We start from the raw sequence: 22,824 nt of genomic DNA on the forward strand, positions 1-22,824 counted from the left end.
ATATCAATTCCTATAACTAATGTACTTTCTGTTATTGACATTATCTTTTCATTTTGTGTATAATTCATATTGAGTACCTCCACTGATAATTATAAATTAGGGATAAAAGTTCGAACTGTTATACCCTGTATTTTATCAGTAGGTGCTCTTTTTTTCAAAGTTCATTTTAATTCATAACAGGAATGCTCCTTTTTATTTAAAGTTTCTTTAAAATAGCAAATCAAATATTTATTTTTATAAGGGTTTAATGCCATAATGGATAGAAGCTATTCCACAAGTTAGGGATTTAAACTCTGAGTTTTCAAAGCCAACATTTTTGAATTCATGTCTTAGTTGCTTTTTTGTCATAAACCCATTTACTGAATCTCTTAGATAGTAATAAGCTGCTTTATCTTGGGTGCCTAAGTAGCCAATAACTGGTAGTACATAGTTGAAATATAAGTTATATACATTTCTGAAAATAGGTATTTCTGGCTTAGATAATTCTAAGCAAACTACCTTTCCACCAGGTTTTAAAACTCTATACATTTCAGAAATAGATTTTCGTTTATTAGGTATATTTCGCAGTCCAAATGCTATGGTAATACAATTAAAGGTACTATCCTCAAAAGGAAGCTCCATGGCATCTCCTTGCATTAAGCTGAATTTATAGTTAGTTAATGATTTATTAAGGTTTTTGTATCCTACATCAAGCATCTCTTTATTAAAGTCTAGGCCTACAACTTCAGTATTTTCACCTACTGCTCTACATTCAAGTTCTACCATTTTACCTGTGCCACAACATAAATCTAATACCCTATCATTTTCTTTTATGGTGCATAGTTTTACAGCTTTTTTTCTCCATATTTTGTCTATATTTAAAGTTAATATTGTATTTAATTTGTCATATTTACTAGCAATTGATGAAAAAACACTTTGTACATCCGTGATCATTTCTGACATTATTCAAACCTCCTTACATTAAATGTAATACTATAAAACTTGTAGTGGGTATGTTCGCTTTAAATTGTAAATCGATAGCAAATTGTAAACACATAATTGTAAAAAAAAAAAGAGTATAAAGTATTTCAACATATACTCTCTTTTTTTATGATATCTGCTACATACGCATTGCCATTGGAAGGGAAAATAATAGTATATTTGCTACTGCAAGTAAGATCATTAGAACTGCGTAAACTACTGATGTACCTAAAACATTTTTATTGTTTTGACTACTCTTAGCAAGTCTATATGCAGTATAAATTGAACCTACAGTACCAATTACAATTATAATATATTGAAGCATTTGTATAGTTGGACTAGAGAATATTGCAGTTGAAGCTCCATGATACTCTACTCCGAAAAGACCCATTGCAGTGTAAAACACTGATTTACCTTCTGCTAACAAGTGAAACAAGTTATGAGCTATATGGCCAGCTAAGTCCAATGGTATAATAGCATACCCGAATTTTGCAAAATTTTCTTTAACAGAAACTTTGTTGAATTTTTTAGCAATAAGACCTGTTAAAAGTAGTAATACAACAGGGATTAACATAGCTATGATGAAAGTTACAGTAAATGTTATATAATAGCTAGTTGTACCTAATATATTTTCAAGGGAAGTTAATATTTTTTCCCATACTGTTAACATAGTAATGTTTTGAACAAACACAATACCCATAATTACGATGGCTAAAAATGCAACTTCTATTCTTGGTTTTCTAATATTCCATAATTCTTTAGTAGGAACACGAGGGCTTATTCTTATGGAATCGTTTGGACAATTTTTCACACAATTACCACATAAGTTACATTCTGCACTGCTGTCCATAGTTTTAGGAAATTCAAACATAGGGCATCCAGGAACTTCACTTGTTCCTTTATAACAGGAAGCTGTAGTACATTTCTTACATACTTCTGGTGTTGCACGTAGTTCCAGCATACCGGCTCTTGAATAGTTACCAGATAATCCACCAAGGAAACATAGGTATCTGCACCAAGTCCTTCTCTCAAAAAGTGCACCGGAAAATATTACAGCGGTAGTTATCATTAAAAGCAATATTCCTGAACCTCGAGGATTCTCAACAACACCCCAAACATGGTCACTCCAGGTGATCATAAGAAAAGTTGCATCAATAATCCAAATCCCGTATTTTCTTAGAAATTTTGGAACTGGTTTATTATTTCCTATGAACTTCTGAACCACATCATTTAGAAGCCCAAAAGGGCATACAATACACCAAAATCTACCGAAAAGTAGTAGAAGAATAGGAAGTAGTGGCCACCATAACACCCAAGTTCCCGCAGTACCGAAATTATCATGAGCCTCAGAAGGCCCAGCAATTAATTCAAAGACGATTAAGGCGAAAATTGCCGCTACTGGCCATTGAATTATACCAGGATACCATTTACTTTTAATGAATTTTTTGAAAGTTTTATTTTTTAAAAAGTCTTTCTGTTTTTTTACCGTTGAAGGCGGTAAGTCTGGTCTTAAAGGTGTTTTTATATTTGCCATCTGTACATATCCTCCATTTCTAAGCTTTATTAGATTTTTTCTTGTTTATAGCAGCGATAACTATGATTAGTACAATTACTCCTGAAAATCCGCCAATTATGAGAAGGTTAGGGCCTGCGCTTTGTACATCAACATCAAGATCAATGGTTTTTGCCTGTCCTTGTACATCAAAGGTAGATTTAATAACCCATTTACCCTTACTTTTGAGGTCTGCCATGCCAGTATATTCGCCTTTTTTGGAGCCTTCTTTTAAATCTATCATCATAGGTTTATCTTCTTTCATACCACCCATATCAGTAGAGTTGTCCATAGAAGCTGTAGCTTTTAAATTAGCATTTGGTAAAGGCTTTCCATCTTTATCAAGTAATGAAATTGTAAATTCGTTACTTCCTGGTTTCAATTTTTCAGTTGCAAAGGTTAATGAGGCTTTTACACCATCAACCGTTTTATTTATTTGAGTACCAGTTGTAGATGCAAATGCTAAAGTTGAAAATGATAAGGTTAATATTACTGTTAATGCAAAGTTCTTTAATAATTTAAATTTCATGTTTATAGGGCCCCTTTCATTTTGAAAAATATTGGTTTGATTTTTTATGAGGAGATTAGATCAGAATTCGATTTCTTGCTAAAAGCCTTTTTAATAATGGGTAATATAAAGTGGTCAAGTCCAATAGTATAGGCATTAGCTCCAACAAATAGGAGTATGAATGCTACTGTATACATATTTGGATTTGTACTAGTAGTTCCAGCTAACATATAATTTAGGTTCATAAGTGCACCAGCTATAAGGCCTACAACTGTAAGAGCACCTAGGATTAAACTAATACCAACAAGAAGCTCACCAAATGCAACTAGATAACTAAAGGTAACAGCATTTGGTAGCGCTATGTTTTTGATAAAATCAGCATACCACGACTGAACTGCCGGGTGAGCGCCGGTTGCTTTAACTAATGCAGCTTCTAAAAACCCGGTTATACCAGTGCCAGCAGTACTGCCAACCCATCCACCTCCAGTAATTTTTTCTAGTCCAGCAGAAATCCACTGGTAACCTAACCATATACGTAGTGCTGTCCATACGATGTTAAAGTATTTATTTTTAAGTGTTTTCATTTTTTAATCCCCCTTAATTTAAATCTAGCGTATTTATTATTTAGAAAGTTTAACATTTTGGTTATGAGGCGCTTGCTTTTGCATGAGAAAGACTAAGAATAAAATTAACAAGATTTATTAAACTAATTTTGTATGAAGAATCTTCAAAAGCATTAAGTGAGTCTATTGCTCTGTCACCATATAATTTAGCATCATCGACTGTTATATTTAGTCTGGAATTAATGTCTTTATCCATGCAATCATCCATTATTTGGTATGCCATTCCTAAATTTAATCCATACTCTTCTATGCTAGTAATTTGCTTTTTTGTTGCTCCAGCCAATTCAGCAGCAATTTTGCAACTAACTGACATAAATAATGCTGTTTTACCATTAATAACATTTAAATAAATCTCACGAGTAGGTGAATTATTGTCTGCTTGAATTATTTCAGCGGCACACATGTATTCAGTTAAATCAACTATAATTTTTTCGAATTCTTTTGGAAGTGAATTTGCGATGGTAGAGAATGCTAAGGAATAAACAACATCACCTACTAATACTGCTATTTTCTTTCCATAAATTTTACTTATGGTTTTTTGGCCACGCCGGAACAAATCACCATCGATAACATCATCATGTATTAAACTTGCACTGTGCATGAGCTCAATGCCTGCAGCAAATCTAATTAGCTGGCCATGGGTACTCTTTGGAAGATTATTATTTACAATGCCGGCTGAGAGTAAAGCTAGCGTAGGGCGAAGTCTTTTTCCAGGGATTTTAAAAAAATACTCTATAATTTCTTGTAAATAATTGGTGCTTAAATTCCCGCATACTCCCTTTAATTCTTTTTCCATAAGATTTAAATCATCTTTTATTGGATTATAAATATCTTCAAATTTCAAATCTCATCACTACCTTTCTATATTCTAATAATTAAAAAATATATTAGTTTAAAGTACGAGCAGTTGAAATTCTTTTGCAAGTACAATAATGATTATATTAAAATGTTATGAAGATAGTATGTAGAAGAAGATATTTTTTTAATAAATTTCTGGGCATCGATGTAAAGAAAATTACAAAAACAACATTAAGGTTCTACAATTCATGTTTTTAAATGTTAGCCTTCTTAGTTGAGCAATTATTTCTTTTTCACGAGAATCAGGTGCTACAAGGTAAAGATTACATTTTGTATCATGAAATGAGGTTGATAAATCCATTAGTCTTTTAGCATGTACTTCTACATGTCTTTTTTTTAGTGCTTTTTCTAACTTATCTTTTTCTAATTTTATAGCTGTGTCACAATTTATATCCAAAGAAATTTTACAAATACCTATATCAAATAATAAACCTGAAATAGCTCCTAAATCAGTAGACATTATAGAGCTATTTTCTACATTTATTTTAATAATAGTTTCTCTCATTTCTAAATACTGTTGCCATGAACCTAATCCTTTTATTTTATAACTATAAAATTTTATAAATTCATTGAAATTCACATCTTAAAATATAAGTAATAATTTTAAATGGGTAATCTTCATAAAATCTACATAATAAATTGATATATTATAAAAAAAGCATTAATTGTTTAGAAAACAAGTTTTTATAGATATTTATGAATTTTGACTTGAATTATATTAAGAATAGGAGGACTAAGTTTATGTGGGTAGAGATATCGATAACTTTATTTATTATAGCTATAGCAGGACATATTATTTATCATAGTCTAAAGTCAAAAGGTTCAGGAGACTGTGGATGTGGAAATTGTTCCTCAAAGAAAAAAAAGTAATTAACATTATATTTATAGTGAAGAACTTCAACTGATTTATGTTGTTCAGGATTTATTCAACATGAACATGAATATGCTGATTTTGGCATAAGACTTGGAAGAACAACTTAGTAACAAATGAAAGTTGGAGTAAGTGTATCTAGAGATGATTATATAACGACGAGATGGTTAAAATAGACTGTATTAACTTATAATTGCGTAAAGCCTCTAACTGGTGCTAGTTAGAGGCTTTACGTAAATATACTAAAAATACTCAAATAAGGAGCAAAGCATGAAAAATATACTAATAATTGAAGATGAAGAAAAGGTAGTTCAAGTTATAAAAGCATACTTAGAAAAAAGTGGATATAATGTTTACGTTGCATTAAATGGATTAACTGGTATTGAAATATTTAAAGAAAACAAACTTGATTTGATAATACTTGATTTAATGTTGCCTGATATTAACGGGGAAGATATATGCAAGGTTATTAGGGAAACATCAGAGGTATATATTTTCATGTTAACGGCAAAAGGATCATTAGAAGAGAAAATAGAAGGGCTTAATATTGGGGCAGATGAATATTTGGTTAAACCTTTTAGCCCGAGAGAACTTACAGCAAGAGTTAATGCTTTGTTTAGAAGGTTTAATAACGTTAACGCTTCAATTCTAAGTTATGATAGTGGCAAATTAGTTATAAATACTGAGGAGAGGTCAGTAAAAGTAAAAGGTATTACTATAATGCTTACACCAAATGAATTTGATATACTTTATACGCTTGCTATTAACAAGGGAAGGGTATTAACAAGAGACCAATTAATTCAAAAAATATTTGGATTAGATTTTGAAGGTTATGATAGAACTGTTGATGTCCATATTAAAAATTTAAGAAAAAAAATAGAGGAAGACAGTAAAAATCCAAGATATGTAATAACAGTTGTTAAAATCGGTTACAAGTTTGGATGTGATAATTGATGTATAGCATAAGAAAAAAACTTAGCATTATTCTAGTTGCTAGCTCAATTATAGCAATTTTATTAACTTCTCTATTTGTTAATTTAAGTATAAATAATACTTTTAACAAGTATTTGGCAGATAATCAAACGAAAAGAGATATTAGAATTGTAGAATATTTTCAAGAAGTTTATAAAAGGGATGGTAAGTGGAGCAAAAATTCTGGTTCAGAAATGATGCATGAGGCCTACATGAGTAATTATTGTTTGACTTTATTAGATAATAGTAAAAAGCAAGTATGGGGAATGAATCCAAATGATATAAATGAGAAAGCACATCTAACAAAACTTAATTCAGAGAATAGCGGGGTATACAGTTCAAAATATCATGAAATAAAATCAGGTAAAAACATTGTAGGGTATGTTGTAATTGGTCAATATTCTTCAGTTTTATTATCTAACGATGATATTAATTTTAAAACTTCTGTTAATGAAAGTATAGCAATAAGTGTAATTGTAACACTTTTAATAACTATATTAATTAGTTTATACATTTCAAAACAATTTTCGATTCCAATTAAGGCGGTATCTGATATGTCAGTGGATTTATCGAAAGGTAATTTTAATTCAAGGTCGAATAGTACAAGTAATATAACTGAAATTGAAAGTCTTTTGACAAGTATAAATACACTGGGAGAGAAATTAGAACAGCAAGATGTAATAAGGAAAAGGCTTGTTTCTGATATATCTCATGAAATTAGAACACCATTAAATATTTTACAGAATAATTTAGAGGCTATGATTGATGGATTGTTTCCAATAACTATAGAAAGACTAATTTCATTAAATGATGAGGTAATTAGATTTGGAAAGTTACTAAATAATCTAAATACCTTGAAGAAATTTGAGTCAGAGCAAATACCATTAATATGCGAATATATCGATGTGAAAGAAGTTATTTATTCTGTATGTGAAGATTTTTCTTCACTTTTAAAGGGAAAAAACATTATGTTAAATTATAGTGTAAACAATAAGGTCAATTATATTATTCTTGGTGATAAAGATAAGCTTAAACAAGTGTTTATTAATCTAATATCAAATGCGGTAAAATTTAATAGAAACGATGGGTATATAGATGTAACTATAAGTAAAAGTAACTCTAAAATAATGGTTAATATCAAAGAGAATGGAATAGGAATAAAAAAAGAAGATTTACCATTTATATTTGAAAGGCTTTATAGAGGGGATAAGAGTAGACATGAAATAGAGGGCAATGGTATAGGATTAACGGTTGTAAAAAATATATTATTAATTCATTCTGCATCAATAGAAGTAAAAAGTGAAATAGGTGAGGGTAGTGAATTTATTGTTAAATTTAAAAATGTAGAAAATACTTAATGTTAATCAAAACTTTGTAATTAGCTTAATATAAGGTAATGTTTAGCTGAGTACGTGAAATCTTTTTTTACAATGTGAATTTAGTTAAACTTTAAAATGAGTTATATTTAAATTATGTAGGAACATTTCAGTTGTGTAAATTCAATAAAGATGTTCTAAATAAACAATGACATGAAAATAAAGACAAATGAATGAGGGGAGATTAATATGAAATATATATTTTCAAGAGCGCAAATACTAACGGGAATACTAACAGGAGGCATACTTTTATCAGCAGTTAATATAACTTTTGCATCACCTGCCTCTTCAGTATATTTTAATGGAAAGGCGCCTTTAACAAGTGAGAGTAAACAAATTAACACTAAAAGACAAAAGGGTTTAGATACAAATTATGATAACATTGCAATTGTGAAGACTATAACACAAAATCAAGCAAATAAAATTAGAGCTGTCATAAATAAAGATGAGTCTTCAAAAAGAGCAAATTTTAAAAACACAAAAACTGTGACTGATCAAGAACGTAAAATATATGTGGATAGTAACAATATAAATCATATAAATCCTTTTACAGCCCTTATAGATAATGGAACCATAACAGAGGTGCAGGCTGAAAAAATTATAATGAAGCAACTATACCTATATCATGACAAAATGATAAATAGTATGTTATAACAATTTATTTTAAAAAGGTTCTAATATAAATATAAGGATACTACTAGGTGAAAACCTAGCAATATCCTTAATAATTATACTCTATTTTACCAATAGGGCCAATTTAACATATGAAATTTTAAACTTAGTAAGTTTCCTTTATTAAAATCAATACAATGTACATTACCTTTTATGGATATACTCATATTACCTGGATTATAATAATCCATAATTTTTAATGTATTATCTAACGTTTCTTGTCCTATATCGTCCGTAATAAAACTAGCATTCACACCATATTCAATTACGGTACTTCCTGTCTTACTTAGTATTTCTTCAAATAGGTCTACTTCTTTGGCATATAATAGCTTAGGTAAACTTAAGTTTGAAGGTAGAGAGCTAACGGTAGTAGATTTACCTGGTACCTATAGTCTTGGGGCATATTCAGAAGATGAAGTGGTAGCACGAAACTTTGTATTAAAAGAAAAGCCAGATGTAGTAATTAACGTAATTGACTCAACTAATCTTGAACGAAACCTGTATTTGACAATGCAGCTTATAGAAACAGGTGCTAAGGTAATTTTAGCACTTAATATGACAGATGAGGCAAAGAAAAAAATATAGAAATAAACATAAAAGAGCTGTCGAAAAACTTAAAGCTACCTATTGTAGCTACAGTAGCAACTAAAGGACAAGGTATAAAAGAGCTAATAAAAGAAGCAATAAAACTAGGTGATCAGAGAGAAAACAATGTATATAAAATTAATTATGGAAAGGATCTTGAAAAAGAAATTAAATTAATTAAGGATGTTATTTCAGAAAGCTCAGCAACTTTGGAATTTCCTTCTGAATGTTCAGCCCTAAGGCTTTTAGAAAGTAATCAATATGTAAAGAAATACATAGAAGAATTAGAAAACGGTGAAAAAATAAATGATAGGGTGCAAAAAAGTATAGAGAATATAGTAGCAGTTATAGGCTATGAACCTGATACATTCATAGTAGATAAAAGATATGAAGCAATAAGCGCGGCAACACAGAATTGCGTTAAAAAGGAAGCTATTAACAGTGAAGATATATCTGACAAAATAGACAAAGTGGTCACCAATAAATGGTTCGGAATACCTATATTTGCTTTGATAATGTTTTCTATGTATCAAATTTCAATAATTTTTGGTAATGGATTCTTAGGGGCAAAAGTAACATTTATTTTCGCCGCATTAAGTAATTTCTTAGGTACCGCATTAGTAAATATAGGTGCTCCTAAACTTTTAATATCATTTATTACAAATGGACTAATAGGTGGTGTTGGTTCGGTACTTGTATTTATGCCAATTATTCTTACTATGTATTTCCTTATGTATATACTTGAGGATAGTGGTTATATGTCTAGAGCCGCATATGTAATGGATAAACTCATGAGTGCATTAGGACTCCATGGAAAGACCGCTGTATCTCTAATATTAAGTAGTGGATGCAATATTTCAGGTATAATGTCTGCAAGAACTTTAGAGAGTAAGAAAGATAGAATGATAGCTATATTAATTAGTCCTTTCATGTCATGTCCAGCAAGATTAGTAATCTATGGAGTATTTGTGGCTGCTTTTTTCTCCACTAAAAAAGTGTGAATTTTTAATACCGGCGGATTAATAATATTTATACTTTATGTTTTAGGAATTATTGTTGCTATATTAATGGGTAAATTCTATAGCAAGAAAGTATTCAAAGGAGAAAATTCATATTTTGTAATGGAACTTCCACCATATCGTATACCGACAGCTAAAGGCATATTCGTTCATATGTGGGAAAAATCACAACATTTTTTAAAAAGAGCAGGTACAATCATTCTAGGAGTAGTTGTGATTGTTTGGACACTTTCAAACTTGCCATTTGGAGTTGATCCTGGAAGTCAACATAGTTTACTTGGGATCATAGGTTCATTCATAGATCCAATATTTAAACCAGCAGGTTTTGGTAATTGGCAGTCTGCAGTAGCTCTTATAGCAGGGTTTGCAGCTAAGGAAGCCGTAATAGGAACACTCGGAACAATATATGGAGTAGAGAATGGGCCTCATCTTGTAGCGGCAATTCAACATTCGTTTACACCACTTACAGCGTTATCATTTATGGTAATGACTCTTTTATATGTACCTTGTGTAGCGACAATAGGAGCAATTAAGCAAGAAACAAACTCGACAAAATGGGCTGTAATATCAGCAACATTAAGCTGTGTAATTGGTTGGATAGGAGCAGTTTTAGTATATCAAATAGGATCGCTTTTAGGATTTAGCTAATATAATTGGCTAAAAAGAGCGAAGTCTAGCATTTGAGTAATAATGACTATCAATATCAGAATATATACAAAGAAGAGGTGAACTTTGAGTATATTGGTCATAGGTGAAGATAATATTGGAAATGTTACTAAAAATTATCACGAAGCGGATTTAAAGACATAGAACATATAACAGGTAAAAAAAAAGACGCTAAGAATTTCAAAGTACCTAGAAACATAGATTTAGAAACGGTTATGGTAGACTTTGTATGGCTCCAATTATCAAAGATTGTTAAATAAAAATCAATAAGATCCGATGTGAAGATTGCATTTTATAAACGTTATGGATACACATGGAAAGAAAGATACAGGAGTGCGTTAAGGAGCTTACGGGTGTTAACAAAGTTGTTATTTAATTCAAAAATAAAACAAATATATCATGATATATTTGTAAAAGGATTTGATAAATAATGATTAATAAAAGAAGAACCATCAATTGCATTAGAGATAAATTGATACAAAGAGGATATAAAATTACTAAAGCCAGACTTGAAATTAAAAGAACTAACGTTGTTTTATCAGGAATTTGTAAGGAGTGTGAAATGAAACTCCAAATTAGAAGTCATTCAAATACTACACTAAATATTAAAGAATATATATAGAAAGGATGTTGAAAAATGTTAATAAAAATATTGAAAAGACTGGCTCAAGGTGGATTGTACTCAAATAAGTTAATGGCAAGAGAATTGGGAATGGATGAAGGGGTGGTAGAACAAATGATAACACAACTTCAAAATTTAGGATACATAGAAAAAGATGATGAGGAAAAATGTTCGTCAGGTTGTGATTGCGGAAGCTCGAAAAAAGATAGTTGTTGTGGTAAAACCGATATTGGAGTAAAAATATGGAATATTACTGAAAAAGGTAAAAAAGCTATATCGGTGTAATAGTAGACAAATTTATTGACCAATGGTAGTAAAATATGCCAAATGGAATCAATAATATAATCAATACTAATGAGGAGGATCAAACTTTGCGTAAATTTCTTGTATTGTTATTATCAGTATTTTTAATACTCCCCTTCTTTTCTACGAAAGCATTGGCTGTAGATATTAAAGTAGAGTTTTCTAAGCAAAATGAATTCATTGTAAGCTCAATCAAAGCGGTAAAGTCTAATGACCTTTCTAAAGGAAAAAATCTATATGAAAAATATAGTCAATCCTGGATTGATTTAGAGGATGGGGTTAAGGCACAGTCTAAGGTAGCCTACGGATATATAGAAAGTAAAATGGGAATGGTTCATTTTTTATTAGCTCAAGACCATGTATAAAAGGATAAAGTACTCATAGCTTTAATAGATTTAGAAAAAGTTAATAAGGTATTTTTATCAGGTGGTTATAAAACAGAAAATATAAAACCAAGTGGCGCTACTTACACTGTTAAAGATCTAGTGGCGCTTTTAGATAAAGCAAAAACTCAAATTAAAAATGGAGATACTATTTCTGCTGCTAAAACCATGGATACTTTTAGATCATCTTGGCTTGATGTAGAAGGTGTAGTTCTCACTCAATCTAAAAAGGTATATGATGATGTAGAAAATGATATGGTTAGTGCTAAGGCTTACCTTACAGTAAAACCTATTCAAAAAGATAAGGCTATAAAAGTAATTGATAGAATGCATGGTTATTTATCTTTAATAGCTGGAGATACTTCTTACGGTATCACAGACGTACTTACCATTATACTACGTGAGGGTTTAGAAGCTCTTTTAGTTGTGATTGCACTTCTAGAATTTCTAAAAAAATCTGGACAAGAAGACAAAAGAACATGGATTTATGGCGGTGTTGGAATTGGGTTTATAGTAAGTATAACATTAGCTGTACTAGTTAAGGTTCTATTCACATCAGGAACTTTTGGAAATAATAATTTCTTAATCTCAGGATGGACGGGAGTGTTTGCTGCTGTAATGCTTATTTATGTAAGTTATTGGCTTCACAGTAAATCTAGCACTACGGCGCGTAAAAATCAAATTGAAGATAAAGGTAATCAATCATTAGCTAAGGGAAGTTTATTCTCTTTAGGTTTCTTAGCATTCCTAGCAGTATTTAGGGAAGGCACAGAAACTGTTCTCTTCTATATTGGAATAGCATCTTCAATTAAATTAACAAATTTGAGGAGTTATTTATGAAATCATTAAAAACTTTATTAATAGCAAAAACTTTAGTAACTACTTTTCTATTAGCAGGGTGTGGTGCTCAAAAAAACCAACAAACTATTCCTAAAAAAAATGTAGCTGAAAAATAATCTGATTCAAAAGTGAATAAAGCATCTTCTGTTGATGATAAATTGCATTAATACTACATCTGTAAATTTTGTTGCTAAAATATTAACTCTCAATCTTGGTGAAAATGATGAAGAGTAAGGAAAAATAAAGATTTGGAGAGACTTTTAATTTAAGAACTTCTTCATTTTAAAACAATATGTGACATTTGTTTTTATGCAATAATAAGTGCTATCATATGGGGTAAATAGCATAATATGTGTTATAATAACCGTATACATAAGTTTAGGGAGGCTCTATATGAATAAAATTAAACAACAAGAAATCATGAAAGAATTTGCTATACCTCATCCTTTTCAAGATGAGTCAGATGAAAAATATGCAATTAGAATGATAGAAGAAACTTCAGATTTTTTAAAAAAGTATGCGCAAGCTACAGGTAAAAAAGGTTATGTTTGTCATCTAACAGGTGGAGTAGATAGCTACGTTACAAGTATGTTAATTAGAAAATCTGGACTAGAATTAATTAATTTATCACTTCCTTTTGGAATAAAACAAGATATAGATGATGTAGAAAAAGCTAAACGTGTAATAAAACCGGATGTATTTAGAACGTACGATATAATGGGTCCTGTAATTGAATCTATTGAACTTTTACGTAATTTACCTTCTTCAAAAGTAGATATTGGTAATACAAAAGCTAGAATAAGAATGACTGTGTTATATAGAATAGCTGAAGTTTATGATGTTTTAGTTGCTGGTGTCTCAAATGCTGCAGAGTTATCATTAGGAATGATGACTAAATATGGTGATGGTGCGACAGATGTACAACCACTTGCAGGAATAACAAAAGGTATAGTATATGAAATGGCTAAAATACTTAATGCACCTCAATCCATAATTGATAAGCTTTCTACAACTGGTGTATGGGATAATGGATCAAATCAAAAAATAGTAACACAATTAAATCATCAGGTTTGTATATACTTAAGAGGTGGAGATATAGAGGAAGAATATGAAGAAAAAATATTAAAGCTATATGAAATTTCAAAACACAAAAGACATTCACCAGTTTCTCTAAAAGATACTTGGTGGGTTGAATAAATTTATAAAAACCTACAGTAAAAGAGATGTATAACATCTCTTTTTTACGTTAGTCATTAATTTGAATTAATGACTAATGTGAGTTAAGGTGACGATATAGGGCAAAATAGTAACTTATTTTACAATGCCTCGTCCTACCTATAATAATTCAAGAGGGGGAAGAGGAGGGATTGTTTCATCAGTACTAAATACTATAAGGATGGCATCAAAAGAGTGCCATGTAGAGGTGACTACACTGCTTGTAAATGATGAAAATGATTCAAAGTGCGAGGCAAAGGAAATTACAAGTTTTATAGTTTCATTAAGTAAAGACATTCTAATTTATTTATCAAGATACTTTCCTAATTATAAAATGGGAAAACCTGCAACAAATATTGAAGCAATGATTTAAGAGAGAAAGATTGCAAAAAAATATCTTAATTATGTATATATGGGTAATGTTTTTAATATTGATAACTCAACATACTGTCCAAAGTGTGATTGTAAAATAAATATTGTATGCTAAGTTTATTCTTAAAGATAATCGTCAGTTATATAATCATAATAATTAATAGCGTTAATGTTTTAACGCTATATATATAATGTGTGTTATAATAAGTATAAAATAAGTGTAAGGGGGAACGAAATGAATAAAACTAAACAAAGCGAGATAACGAATGAATTTGGTATACCTTGTCCTCTTGAAGATGAGTCGGATGAAAAATATGCATATAGAATGATAGAGGAAACTTGTGATTTCTTAAAAAAGTATGCTCAGATTGCTGGTAAAAAAGGTTACGTATGTAATCTAACAGGTGGAGTAGACAGCTTTGTTACTAGTATGCTTATTAAAAAATCAGGACTTGAGCTAATCAATTTATCTCTTCCTTTTGGAATTAATCCTGATATAGCGGAATTAGAAATTGAGAAGCATATAATACAACCTGATGTATTTAGAACATATGATATAACAGGACCTGTAAATGAATCTCTTGATCTTCTCCATAATCTGCCTTCTTCAAAAGTAGATATAGGAAATACAAAATCTAGAATAAGAATGACAGTTACATATAGAATAGCTGAAGTTTATGATGTTTTAGTTGCAGGATACTCAAATGTTGCTGAATTAACTCTAGGAATGGTGACTAAGTTTGGTGATGATGCTGCAGATGTAAAACCACTTGCTGGAATAACAAAAAGTATAATTTATGAAATGGCTAAAATATTTAATGCTCCTAAATCTATAATTGATAAGGTATCTACAAGCGGTATGTGGGATAATAAATCAAATTTAGAAGAAGTAACAGAATTAAATCATCAAGTTTGTATGTATTTAAGAGGTGAAGATATCTCCGATGAATATGAGGCGCAGATATTGAAGTTATACAGTGTATCTAAACACAAAAGGCATTTACCAGTTTCACCAAAAGATACTTGGTGGGTAGAATAAATTTTAATATAACAAATGCACCTATTATTTATTAGGTGCATTTGTTTTTTTTTATATATAAAATTAATTTATTATTATTTATTTTACTCGTAGAACAAAAACGTGAGGTGTAAGTCTACCACTTTCAATCTTTATTTCTTTAAGCAATTCAAGTTGATCATTACCTAGTAAGATTTCCCTAAATAATTCTTTCTCTATTGTGTACACAAATGCCATTCCGTTAGATTTTACAAGAGTGGGTATTTTAGCTATAAATGCACTATATAGGTCTGCGTACTTGTTATGAGTGGTAGATTTATTATCAAAAGGCATATTTGTTATAATCTCATCATATAAAGTATAAGGAATAAATTCGATTGTATCATCAGCTATAAGTTCTATGTCTACATTAGCTAACTTAGAATTTATTGTTGCAGCTGTTATAGCGGTTCTAAATATATCAATTCCTGTTAAAGACTCAGATTGTTCAAATTTAGATCTTTCTATAAGCATTGTTCCTGCACCACAAAATGGATCTATAACTTTAGCACTTGGCTCTAGCCATTGCTGTATAGATTTTATTACGATAGCTGCAGTTACTGGATTTATAGATGTAGCTAGGTCATTCTTTCTATAGTCAAATCTATCATCTTTAAAGGAATATAGCTTAATATATATATTACAAAGATTATCTTTTTCTAGTATTCGAATTTCAACTTCATATGAGGAAGGGCTATTTCTTAAATTTCCAGAGGAGATTTCATCTAACTCTCTAGATAAATTTTTTACAAAATCTGATCTATCCCTATTGGAGTCCATAGTTTTAAACTCAATTCGGTATCCAAAAGGTGTATTCGATTCATTATCGTGACACCCATTTAAAAAGCCTACAATGTCTGCATTTATAATTTCAGATGCAATTACCTTATAATCAAACTGCACGTCACAGCAATCACCTAAAGGATATAAAAGCTCATAAAAAGTCCTACAGGTATAAATTTTGTCTAAATTATTCTCACAGATAAGTATCCCATCATTAACAAGTCTACCTTCAATTGATTTTTCATCAAGTTCAGCTAAAGTAAGGTGATATTGATAATTCATAATTGTGAGTAACATTGGTACAGGCTCGTCAAATCCTTTAAATTCATGGCGAGCAGTTGGAGATAATTTATCTATTGCTCTTGTAAGTGCTAGTTTTTCTTCATTAATATGTTTATTAGTTGTAATTAACGAGTCATTATCTTTTGAAGCTTTTTCATTTTGTACTACTTCCTCAAACATTTTCTTTAGCTTTTCTCCATCAATAGCGCTACCACAGTTACCTATTGCTAGCACATATGAATATCTCACAAATAGTTTTTCTTCGGCGTTGTAGGCGTTATATAGGCCTTCTAAATATTCAGGGTCTCCTAGTTCTCCGATGACACCACATACATTTTTTCGAACCTTTGGATCAGTATGCGAAAGAAGAGCAATGAGCTTTTCCTTTGAATTGCCGATAGTTCTTTTAAACATTCCCTTTGGTTTTTCCTTTTTTAAAATATCTCTCATAACAGAAAGTAATGTCCTTGGGTCATCCTCAGTTATTATTTTTGACCATAACACTGGAATGGCATTATTATAATCTAAGGATAGTTTGTTTATTATAGCTGATCTTTGTTTATCATCTGAAGTTTTTAAATTTTCTATTAAAATTATAATTTTATTATTTATTTCTAACTTATCATTTATATCTATCATTATGTTTCACCTCTTATGTTTAAATTTAATAACTTTAATTATAGCATATATTTAATTTTTTTTAACAATAAATGAGTGATTCTGTGCGTTTAATGACATTTCAGAAGGAAAGTTTCCCATTTATATAAGTAATAGTTAATTACCTTAGCAAAAACAAGACTTCAGTGAGGATAAATCTCCTTTTGAAGTCATTAATATGCAGCGACCCAGGAGATGATTTAATGAAGAAAATATGATATAGTATTATTTTAGTGACTAGATGTTAAAAAAATAAATATACTTAGGAGGAGTTATTATGAATGAAACTTTGAAAAATATAAGAAATAGAAGAAGTACAAGAGCATTTTTACCTGAACAAATTAATGGTGCACATTTAACAGAGATAATAGACGCAGGTATTTATGCGCCAAGTGCTAATAATCAGCAACCATGGCATTTTACTGTAATACAAAGAAAAGACATTATAGATAGATTAAGTGATGCTTTTAAAGAAATTGCAAAAGACTCTGATAATGAATATATTAGAAGATTTTCTGATAATGAAAAGTTCCATGTATTTTATAATGCACCAACAGTAGTATTAGTGTCAGGGGATATAAATAGTAATTCAGCTTCAGTTGATTGTGGCGTTGCTACTGAGAATATGCTAATAGCTGCGGAATCCCTAGAAATTGGTGCATGTTGGGTTGGTCTTATTGCTATTCTATTAAATAGTGAAAAAGGTAAGGACTTCATTAAAGAACTTGAAATTCCAGAAGGATTTAAACAAATACATTCATTTTGCCTAGGATATAAAAAAATTGAAATAACTAATGCACCAAAAAGAAAAGAAAATAATGTAAATTATATAAAATAATAGAATGATTTGTTAAATAAAACTAATAGATATATATTTATCTGTTAGTTTTATAAAAAAAGTATTTACAAATACATAAAAATAATATATACTAAAGAAGTTGTCTAACATGCTTCATTAGCTCAGCTGGTTAGAGCACCTGACTCTTAATCAGGGGGTCCAGGGTTCAATTCCCTGATGGAGCACCATAATATATACAGATATCTCAAATAGTTGAGATATCTGTATTTTTTTGTTTCCTCAGTGGTTATAATAATTATTATAAGAAAATATAATGATAGCAGATATTTATCTTTAACTATTTTTGGTTAATAAAATATAAACTTGATAATTAGAAGTATCAAGTTTATATCTAAATAAATTTAAAAGGAGTGAAAATTATGGGTTACAGTGCTACTATGGATAATCATAAAGAACATTTTAATATTCAGCTAACTAATACAAAGGGTTGTACTTATTGTAAAGATGGAATACAATTATTGGATACAACAGGGGATAGTAATTGGTATATTGATGATAGTAAAAACGAAATTCATTCAAATAAGGATGATATACCAGTTCAAATAATTAAGATTGCGTATTGTCCTATGTGTGGTAGAAAGTTAAATTAGTTACTAGGCTAAAAGATAGGAAATTAAAAAGTACACAATAACGTCAAGAAATTATATGATATATACTTTTTAGTGAAGGAGCAATTCATCACTTTTATTATTTCAAAAATTAAGATTGAATATATTGGGTAAAATAAAATCATAAATCAGACGCGTTAAAATGAAGATAAATCCACCAAATAAGGCACCGACAACGCAACCATTTAGACGAATTCCATGAAGTTGGGTGTTTTTGCCCATCCCCCCGAAAAGGTGGAATAGGCAAATTACTAATTAGGTAATACCTTGAACTGAGCCTGTTTCTGAATGATTACATTCATGTTGATATGCTCAGGTTTTTTATTAAACTCATATTGACCATGGAGATCAATATGTTGCCATGCAACCGGAGAAATATGTTTTAACACAAATTTATAATAAAATATTTTATTTTTGCCTATTTCTATAATATCAAAAATCTAAAAGTAGCGATTATTTTTGCACTAATTGTCGTACCCCTTATAATTGTAATTTAATAATACAAATGTATTGACAAACCAATAATACAATTGTATTATTAAATTAAAGGAGGTTTTAATTATGGATTTTAAAAAACTTCCACAGACTGAATTGGAAGTTATGAATTTAATTTGGAGTAATGAAGAAACTTTATCAACAAACGAGGTTGCTGATATAATAACTCTTCAAAAGGGATGGAAAGCTGGAACAACAGCTACACTTCTAAAACGTTTAATAAAAAGGGATTTTCTTTCAGCAGAAAAGCGAGGAAAACAGTTTTACTATTTTCCAAAGGTAGAAGAAAAAGAATATAAGTCTTTAGAAACAAAGGAATTCCTCAAAAATATTCATGGTAATTCTTTAACTAGCCTTGTATCAATGTTACATGATACTAAAGATTTATTATCAGATGAGGATTTAGAAAAACTAGATAGAATGATAAAAAATAGGTACTGATATGGTAAAAATATTGTTTGAAAACATTATACAAGCTTCAATAACAGGTACCTTATTGATTTCATTGCTATTAATAATCAGAAGAAAAGTACTTAGTAAATATAGTGCAAATTTCAATTACTATATTTGTATAGGGATAATTTTAAAATGGTTCTCACCTTTAAAATTTCAATATATGTCCCTATGAATGTGTTAACGTTGAAAGATAAAGCAAGTAATATAAATGAAGTAATCCCTAGTGGTGCCTATGATATTATGGATAAAGTTAGTTGGATTACAACTATAATTCCATATGTTTATTTCATAATAGCTTCAATAATATTTTTATTTATTGTTCTATCTAATAAAAGATTTAATAGCTGTATTAAAAAGACTTCAAGAAATATATACAATGTAAAAACAATGAGAATATATATCAAATTGAAAAATGAAATGGGTATCAAAAAAAATATTCCTATTAAATTTTGCAGCAGTATTTCAACACCCTTTATTATGGGTATAGTAAAACCAATAATTATATTACCAGAAAGAACATATGAAGATGAAGATTTAAAATGGATAATAAAACATGAATTAATTCATTTTAAAAGAAAAGATTGGATATATAAATTTCTAAGTATTTTAGTTATATCACTGCATTTCTTTAATCCTTTAGTTTATAAGTTAAAAAGTATTTTAAATGAAGAATGTGAATTATCATGTGATGAAAAGATCTTAAAATCACTAGGAATTGATGAAAGAAAAAATTATGCCTTAACACTTATAAATTCAATTAAATTCAATAGTCAGTTTAAATTATCAAATAGCTTAATATCATCCTTTAATGATGATAAAAATATAATAAATAGGAGAATTGAGAATATGTTAAATATGAAATCAAAGAAAAAAGGAATAATTATAGGGGCATTACTGATTGTACTTACAGGAGCCTCACTATTTACAGTAAAGGTATTTGCTGATACCCCAGAAGATCATATTAATGATAATATTAATATAGTTCAACAGAAATTTCAGGCTGATTTAGAGCAAGGAGTCAAAGATAAGGATTTGAAGATTTCAAATAAAAATGGTACAAAAGTTTATTATGAAGTTATTCAATCATCAGCAGAAATATCGCCTGATGTAATTAAATAATTATATATAAAAACAAGGTGATTGAAATCACCTTGTTTTTATATAATTATTTTGCACCGTTAATTAACTTATTCCAAGTATTAGGGGTATGAAGAACATAGCTGCTGGCAACCGCAAACCGGAATCCATATAATGTAAGCTTGGGTTTTAAAAGTTCCGAATTCTATTTTGGAACTTGAACTTAGGTGCATTTGAAGCATTTAATTGAGTATTTTTGGGCTATATGCTATGCTAATACCAGAAAAAGTTCCTACTCTTGTGATTCTAGGAACTTATTAAAGGGTAGGTTAATATGAAAAATTTAGATTTAAAATCTTTAAAATTTGATTTAGATGAAATGATACTAATAGGTGATAAAAGAAATGAAACAAAATTAGGATTCGCTATACTGTATAAATATTTTCAGATTAAACACCGGTTTCCTCAAAATAAAAGTGATATCCCTGAGGACATTATTAATTTCATTGGAACACAAATAGGTGTAGAGGGAGCTTTATTTGATAAATACAGTTGGGATAGTCGCTCCATCACATATCATAGAAAGCAAATAAGAGCTTTATTTGGTTTTAGAGAATATGTTATTGCAGATTCTGAAAGTATGAAAAAATGGTTGTTAAATAACGTTTTGCCATTTAATGATGATACAAATTATTTGAAAGAAGAATTTTACAAAAGACTATGCGAGTTAAGGGTTGAGCCCACTTCTGACGAGAATATAGAACGTATTATTAGTTCAGCTACAAACGCATACGAATATAACATATTAGAAACTATTTTCAATAACTTACCAGTTGAAACTATCTCAAAATTTGACTCGTTCCTTGCTATTGAATCGGAAAACAATAACACAGAGCAAACAATATGGTTCAATGATTTCAATATTGATCCTGACGGTGCAAATATTAAAAGTGTTTTTAATGAATCTAATAAATTAAAAACTATTGAAGGTATGATGATACCAGAAGATATTTTCAAAGACATACCATCAAAGCTTTTAAAAAAGTATTATAAACGTAGTAAAGCTGAAAATATCAGTGAATTTAAAAGGCATCCGGATGCCATGAGAAATGGTCTATTAGCTATATTTTTTTATTTTAAATCAATGGAAATTAAGGATAATTTAGTAGATTTACTTATAAAAATACTGAACAATTTAGACACAAGTGCAAATAGAAAAATAAAAAAAGAACTTGCAGAGAGCACAAATTATACTAGGAATAAAAATAAATTACTTTTGAAAATTGCTAAAGCTGTTGTCGAGAGCCCAGAAGCTAAGACATGCGACTTAATATATCCAATAGCTGACGAGCAAAAATTAAAGGATTTAATTAATGAGTTAGAAAATAAGAGTGATGATATATTAAATAAGAAAAATTATAATAACATGAGATCTTCCTATCAAAGGCATTATAGGCGTATTTTGCCGGATATAATAAATGCGTTGAATTTTAATTCAAATAATGATAGATATAAGCCTATAATAAAGGCAATAGAACTTATAAAGAAGTATTTAGATTCAAAATCACGTTATTATTCAAAGGATGAAATAGTTCCCCTTGAGGGTGTTGTTAGACCTATGTGGAAAGATATGATAGAAGATAAATCGGGGAAAAATAACGCACTTAGAATTAAGAGAGCTAACTATGAATTGTGTGCCTTGCAGGCTTTAAAGGATAAGCTTCGCTGCAGAGAGGTTTGGATAAGTGGCGCTGATAAATACAGGAATCCTGATGAGGATCTTCCAAAAGACTTTGATATAAAAAAAGAGGAATATTACTTAGCAATAAATCAGCCTTTAGATGTAAATGACTTTATTGAAAAGATAAAATCATCTATGAAAGATTCTTTATCTAAGCTAAATAAAACTATTCCTAAAAATGAAAAGGTTAAAATTCTAGATATAGGAAATGGAAGAATAAAAATTTCGCCATCTCCAAAACAACCAGAGGCAAAAAATTAAGTTTTGTAGATGTTGGAAATAGACGAAAACTATATTGTTTTATTATGAATTATTGGTGTTGCAATTAACTATAGGTTTTTGAGACACTAACAAGTAATTTTCTACCACCTAAAATTTTGGATGTTTTTATTTTTGATTTCACGTTAAAATT

General features: G+C 29.6%; 26 protein-coding genes and 1 tRNA gene. 20 read left to right on the plus strand and 7 right to left on the minus strand.

Annotated features, from left to right (window positions below):
* Positions 1-234: 234 nt before the first annotated feature.
* The 6 genes from ubiE to KPL37_RS01015 form a co-directional block, all read right to left on the minus strand.
* Positions 235-942, minus strand: coding sequence for a bifunctional demethylmenaquinone methyltransferase/2-methoxy-6-polyprenyl-1,4-benzoquinol methylase UbiE (ubiE, locus tag KPL37_RS00990; RefSeq protein WP_216145362.1), 708 nt, complete (start codon positions 940-942; stop codon positions 235-237).
* Between the two features lie 157 nt (positions 943-1,099).
* The gene (locus KPL37_RS00995; RefSeq protein WP_216145363.1) at positions 1,100-2,494 is read right to left on the minus strand and encodes a 4Fe-4S binding protein; all 1,395 of its coding nucleotides are present in this window, start codon (positions 2,492-2,494) and stop codon (positions 1,100-1,102) included.
* A gap of 19 nt (positions 2,495-2,513) precedes the next feature.
* Positions 2,514-3,041: a FixH family protein gene (locus KPL37_RS01000; protein ID WP_216145365.1), complete on the minus strand. Its 528-nt coding sequence runs from the start codon at positions 3,039-3,041 to the stop codon at positions 2,514-2,516.
* A 44-nt stretch (positions 3,042-3,085) separates the two neighbouring features.
* Positions 3,086-3,604 (minus strand): DoxX family protein, encoded by a 519-nt coding sequence (locus tag KPL37_RS01005; RefSeq protein WP_216145366.1) that lies wholly within the window; start codon positions 3,602-3,604, stop codon positions 3,086-3,088.
* 61 nt (positions 3,605-3,665) lie between these two features.
* Complete coding sequence (locus tag KPL37_RS01010) at positions 3,666-4,487, minus strand: polyprenyl synthetase family protein (protein WP_216145367.1); 822 nt, start codon at positions 4,485-4,487, stop codon at positions 3,666-3,668.
* Positions 4,488-4,658: 171 nt separating this feature from the next.
* A complete protein-coding gene (locus KPL37_RS01015) occupies positions 4,659-5,081 on the minus strand; it encodes a hypothetical protein (RefSeq protein WP_216145368.1) in 423 nt (140 codons plus the stop codon).
* A gap of 161 nt (positions 5,082-5,242) precedes the next feature.
* Here KPL37_RS01015 and KPL37_RS01020 point away from each other — a divergent pair, with 161 nt between their 5' ends.
* From KPL37_RS01020 to nadE (KPL37_RS01070), 14 genes are all read left to right on the plus strand, one after another.
* Positions 5,243-5,371: a FeoB-associated Cys-rich membrane protein gene (locus KPL37_RS01020; protein ID WP_216145369.1), complete on the plus strand. Its 129-nt coding sequence runs from the start codon at positions 5,243-5,245 to the stop codon at positions 5,369-5,371.
* A 271-nt stretch (positions 5,372-5,642) separates the two neighbouring features.
* On the plus strand, positions 5,643-6,326 hold the full coding sequence (locus KPL37_RS01025) for a response regulator transcription factor (RefSeq protein WP_216145370.1): 684 nt from the start codon (positions 5,643-5,645) through the stop codon (positions 6,324-6,326).
* Positions 6,326-7,702 (plus strand): sensor histidine kinase, encoded by a 1,377-nt coding sequence (locus tag KPL37_RS01030; RefSeq protein ID WP_216145372.1) that lies wholly within the window; start codon positions 6,326-6,328, stop codon positions 7,700-7,702. Before KPL37_RS01025 ends, KPL37_RS01030 begins: the two co-directional genes overlap by 1 nt.
* Positions 7,703-7,909: 207 nt before the next feature.
* Positions 7,910-8,374, plus strand: coding sequence for a hypothetical protein (locus KPL37_RS01035; protein ID WP_216145373.1), 465 nt, complete (start codon positions 7,910-7,912; stop codon positions 8,372-8,374).
* A 333-nt stretch (positions 8,375-8,707) separates the two neighbouring features.
* Positions 8,708-8,977, plus strand: coding sequence for a FeoB small GTPase domain-containing protein (locus tag KPL37_RS20225; RefSeq protein WP_343216203.1), 270 nt, complete (start codon positions 8,708-8,710; stop codon positions 8,975-8,977).
* Positions 8,978-9,165: 188 nt separating this feature from the next.
* The gene (locus KPL37_RS20230) at positions 9,166-9,978 is read left to right on the plus strand and encodes a nucleoside recognition domain-containing protein (protein WP_343216206.1); all 813 of its coding nucleotides are present in this window, start codon (positions 9,166-9,168) and stop codon (positions 9,976-9,978) included.
* 66 nt (positions 9,979-10,044) lie between these two features.
* Complete coding sequence (locus KPL37_RS19615) at positions 10,045-10,644, plus strand: nucleoside recognition domain-containing protein (protein WP_246578080.1); 600 nt, start codon at positions 10,045-10,047, stop codon at positions 10,642-10,644.
* A 448-nt stretch (positions 10,645-11,092) separates the two neighbouring features.
* Positions 11,093-11,284: a hypothetical protein gene (locus tag KPL37_RS01045; protein ID WP_216145374.1), complete on the plus strand. Its 192-nt coding sequence runs from the start codon at positions 11,093-11,095 to the stop codon at positions 11,282-11,284.
* A 15-nt stretch (positions 11,285-11,299) separates the two neighbouring features.
* Positions 11,300-11,569, plus strand: coding sequence for a FeoC-like transcriptional regulator (locus KPL37_RS01050; RefSeq protein ID WP_216145375.1), 270 nt, complete (start codon positions 11,300-11,302; stop codon positions 11,567-11,569).
* 86 nt (positions 11,570-11,655) lie between these two features.
* A complete protein-coding gene (locus tag KPL37_RS19620) occupies positions 11,656-11,952 on the plus strand; it encodes a hypothetical protein (RefSeq protein WP_246578081.1) in 297 nt (98 codons plus the stop codon).
* Positions 11,953-12,072: 120 nt separating this feature from the next.
* The gene (locus tag KPL37_RS19625) at positions 12,073-12,810 is read left to right on the plus strand and encodes an FTR1 family iron permease (RefSeq protein WP_343216204.1); all 738 of its coding nucleotides are present in this window, start codon (positions 12,073-12,075) and stop codon (positions 12,808-12,810) included.
* 393 nt (positions 12,811-13,203) lie between these two features.
* Complete coding sequence (nadE, locus tag KPL37_RS01060; protein ID WP_216145376.1) at positions 13,204-14,007, plus strand: NAD(+) synthase; 804 nt, start codon at positions 13,204-13,206, stop codon at positions 14,005-14,007.
* A gap of 124 nt (positions 14,008-14,131) precedes the next feature.
* On the plus strand, positions 14,132-14,398 hold the full coding sequence (locus KPL37_RS01065) for a radical SAM protein (protein ID WP_216145377.1): 267 nt from the start codon (positions 14,132-14,134) through the stop codon (positions 14,396-14,398).
* 234 nt (positions 14,399-14,632) lie between these two features.
* Positions 14,633-15,436 carry an NAD(+) synthase gene (nadE, locus tag KPL37_RS01070; protein ID WP_216145378.1) on the plus strand — a complete coding sequence of 268 codons (804 nt, stop codon included), beginning with the start codon at positions 14,633-14,635 and terminating at the stop codon, positions 15,434-15,436.
* Positions 15,437-15,514: 78 nt separating this feature from the next.
* On the opposite strand, the gene KPL37_RS01075 is transcribed toward nadE (KPL37_RS01070), so the two are convergent.
* Complete coding sequence (locus tag KPL37_RS01075) at positions 15,515-17,158, minus strand: methyltransferase (RefSeq protein ID WP_216145379.1); 1,644 nt, start codon at positions 17,156-17,158, stop codon at positions 15,515-15,517.
* Positions 17,159-17,453: 295 nt separating this feature from the next.
* Here KPL37_RS01075 and KPL37_RS01080 point away from each other — a divergent pair, with 295 nt between their 5' ends.
* From KPL37_RS01080 to KPL37_RS01105, 6 genes are all read left to right on the plus strand, one after another.
* Entirely contained in the window at positions 17,454-18,014 is a 561-nt protein-coding gene (locus tag KPL37_RS01080; protein WP_216145380.1) for a nitroreductase family protein, read from the plus strand.
* 111 nt (positions 18,015-18,125) lie between these two features.
* A tRNA-Lys gene (locus KPL37_RS01085) sits at positions 18,126-18,202 on the plus strand.
* Positions 18,203-18,394: 192 nt separating this feature from the next.
* A complete protein-coding gene (locus KPL37_RS01090; protein ID WP_216145381.1) occupies positions 18,395-18,625 on the plus strand; it encodes a hypothetical protein in 231 nt (76 codons plus the stop codon).
* A gap of 579 nt (positions 18,626-19,204) precedes the next feature.
* A complete protein-coding gene (locus KPL37_RS01095) occupies positions 19,205-19,579 on the plus strand; it encodes a BlaI/MecI/CopY family transcriptional regulator (protein ID WP_216145382.1) in 375 nt (124 codons plus the stop codon).
* A 183-nt stretch (positions 19,580-19,762) separates the two neighbouring features.
* On the plus strand, positions 19,763-20,713 hold the full coding sequence (locus KPL37_RS01100) for a M56 family metallopeptidase (RefSeq protein ID WP_216145383.1): 951 nt from the start codon (positions 19,763-19,765) through the stop codon (positions 20,711-20,713).
* 292 nt (positions 20,714-21,005) lie between these two features.
* Positions 21,006-22,673 carry a DUF4158 domain-containing protein gene (locus tag KPL37_RS01105; RefSeq protein ID WP_216145384.1) on the plus strand — a complete coding sequence of 556 codons (1,668 nt, stop codon included), beginning with the start codon at positions 21,006-21,008 and terminating at the stop codon, positions 22,671-22,673.
* The last annotated feature ends 151 nt before the right edge of the window (positions 22,674-22,824 follow it).

This window comes from Clostridium frigoris (assembly GCF_018861865.1).
Taxonomy (GTDB): domain Bacteria; phylum Bacillota; class Clostridia; order Clostridiales; family Clostridiaceae; genus Clostridium_AD; species Clostridium_AD frigoris.

Bases quoted from the DNA above. Each gene is read 5' to 3' on its own strand.
- ubiE (WP_216145362.1), bottom strand. From the start codon at position 942: ATGTCAGAAATGATCACGGATGTACAAAGTGTTTTTTCATCAATTGCT.
- KPL37_RS00995 (WP_216145363.1), bottom strand. From the start codon at position 2,494: ATGGCAAATATAAAAACACCTTTAAGACCAGACTTACCGCCTTCAACG.
- KPL37_RS01000 (WP_216145365.1), bottom strand. From the start codon at position 3,041: ATGAAATTTAAATTATTAAAGAACTTTGCATTAACAGTAATATTAACC.
- KPL37_RS01005 (WP_216145366.1), bottom strand. From the start codon at position 3,604: ATGAAAACACTTAAAAATAAATACTTTAACATCGTATGGACAGCACTA.
- KPL37_RS01020 (WP_216145369.1), top strand. From the start codon at position 5,243: ATGTGGGTAGAGATATCGATAACTTTATTTATTATAGCTATAGCAGGA.
- KPL37_RS01025 (WP_216145370.1), top strand. From the start codon at position 5,643: ATGAAAAATATACTAATAATTGAAGATGAAGAAAAGGTAGTTCAAGTT.
- KPL37_RS01030 (WP_216145372.1), top strand. From the start codon at position 6,326: ATGTATAGCATAAGAAAAAAACTTAGCATTATTCTAGTTGCTAGCTCA.
- KPL37_RS01035 (WP_216145373.1), top strand. From the start codon at position 7,910: ATGAAATATATATTTTCAAGAGCGCAAATACTAACGGGAATACTAACA.
- KPL37_RS19615 (WP_246578080.1), top strand. From the start codon at position 10,045: ATGGGTAAATTCTATAGCAAGAAAGTATTCAAAGGAGAAAATTCATAT.
- KPL37_RS01045 (WP_216145374.1), top strand. From the start codon at position 11,093: ATGATTAATAAAAGAAGAACCATCAATTGCATTAGAGATAAATTGATA.
- KPL37_RS01050 (WP_216145375.1), top strand. From the start codon at position 11,300: ATGTTAATAAAAATATTGAAAAGACTGGCTCAAGGTGGATTGTACTCA.
- nadE (WP_216145376.1), top strand. From the start codon at position 13,204: ATGAATAAAATTAAACAACAAGAAATCATGAAAGAATTTGCTATACCT.
- KPL37_RS01065 (WP_216145377.1), top strand. From the start codon at position 14,132: ATGCCTCGTCCTACCTATAATAATTCAAGAGGGGGAAGAGGAGGGATT.
- nadE (WP_216145378.1), top strand. From the start codon at position 14,633: ATGAATAAAACTAAACAAAGCGAGATAACGAATGAATTTGGTATACCT.
- KPL37_RS01075 (WP_216145379.1), bottom strand. From the start codon at position 17,158: ATGATAGATATAAATGATAAGTTAGAAATAAATAATAAAATTATAATT.
- KPL37_RS01080 (WP_216145380.1), top strand. From the start codon at position 17,454: ATGAATGAAACTTTGAAAAATATAAGAAATAGAAGAAGTACAAGAGCA.
- KPL37_RS01090 (WP_216145381.1), top strand. From the start codon at position 18,395: ATGGGTTACAGTGCTACTATGGATAATCATAAAGAACATTTTAATATT.
- KPL37_RS01095 (WP_216145382.1), top strand. From the start codon at position 19,205: ATGGATTTTAAAAAACTTCCACAGACTGAATTGGAAGTTATGAATTTA.
- KPL37_RS01100 (WP_216145383.1), top strand. From the start codon at position 19,763: ATGAATGTGTTAACGTTGAAAGATAAAGCAAGTAATATAAATGAAGTA.
- KPL37_RS01105 (WP_216145384.1), top strand. From the start codon at position 21,006: ATGAAAAATTTAGATTTAAAATCTTTAAAATTTGATTTAGATGAAATG.